Genomic DNA, 1,256 nt, shown 5'->3' with positions numbered 1-1,256 from the left:
GCCCCCGCCTCACCGAGGCTGTCGGCGGCGAGGTACACCACCGCCTGGGAGCCCGACGCCCACACGGCCGGCTCCGCGACCGCGTACAGCGCCGCGGTGTTGGCGCGCAGGGCCGACACCAGCTCCGCGTCGCGGGCGACGTCCGGCCACACCTGCCGGATGGCCTCGGCGGCGGCGCGGGCGACGTCGTGCAGCACCGGGTCCTCCGCGGCGAAGTCCTCCCGCGTGGCCCGCTGCACCAAGGCGTGCATCCGGACCTCCCGGTGCGGGGAGCCGCGGTCCCAGCTGACCAGGTTCAACCGGTGCAGGCACCACAGGGCGTCGCGGGTGTCGTCCGCGCTCACCTCGTGGCCCGTCACCCGGCTCAGGTGCCCGGTCACCGCCTCGGTGGTGAACAGCCCGGCCGGGATGCCGGCCGGGTCCAGCAGCGACGCGACCCGCATCACGGGGCCCGCCACGCCGACCGGGTCGAGCCCGTCGGCCAGCTCGACCGACAGGGTCCAGGTCGCGGCGAGGACGTCGCGGTGGTCGTCGGTGAACTCGTCGGGCCGCGGCAGGACCTGCCGCAGCGTGCGCCGCCGGTCCGCCAGGCGCGTCCGGTACTGCTCGCAGGTCAGGTCGCGGTTGAGCAGGTAGGCCACGGCCTGCGCCAAGGCCAGGGGGATGCGCTCCAGGTCCTCCGCCAGCCGCTCCGCGCCCGGCGACAGGTGCGGCGCCCCGGCCAGCTTCGCCCCCAGGTAGGCCGCGGCCTCGTCGGCGTCGAACACGTCGACCTCGACCAGCTCGCGGTCCGCCCGGAGCAGGCTCGGATCGCGACGCCGGGTCGTCACCACGACCTGCCCGCGCTCCGAGACCGGTGGCCACAGGCCGTGCAGGTCCTCCGGACGACGCAGGTCGTCCAGCACGACCAGCCACCGCTCGCCGGAACCGGCCAACCACTCGCGCAGCCGCAGTGCGGCCACCTCCGGGTCCGGGAAGTCGGCGCCCAGCACCCGGCCGGCGGCCTCCGCGTAGGACGACAGGACCGACTCGCGCGTGGTCGCCGGGACCCACATGGCCAGTCGCAGCCCGGGGTCGGCCCAGTGCGCGGCTGCGTGGTGCGCGGCCAGCTGGGTCTTGCCCATGCCGCCGCTGCCGGACAGCACGAGGGCGGCCCGTCCCGAGCTCCGGTCCAGGTGCGCCGCCTGCGCCCGGTGCTGGAACCCGTCCGCGATCATCGGCGGCACCCCGACCCGCGCACCCGGCGCCGCCGTCGC

Annotated in this window: 1 protein-coding gene; it reads right to left on the bottom strand. The window is 76.8% G+C overall.

Annotated features, from left to right (window positions below; all coding sequences use genetic code 11):
- On the bottom strand, positions 1–1,217 hold a 1,217-nt coding region (locus AB0G02_RS40915; RefSeq protein ID WP_360806153.1), incomplete at its 3' end, for an NB-ARC domain-containing protein.
- Positions 1,218–1,256: the final 39 nt, after the last annotated feature.

The sequence above is a fragment of the Actinosynnema sp. NPDC023658 genome (genome assembly GCF_040639995.1).
Classification (GTDB): domain Bacteria; phylum Actinomycetota; class Actinomycetes; order Mycobacteriales; family Pseudonocardiaceae; genus Actinosynnema.
Note: the sequence above shows the minus strand (reverse complement) of the source record. Positions and strands in the feature narration are given on the sequence as shown.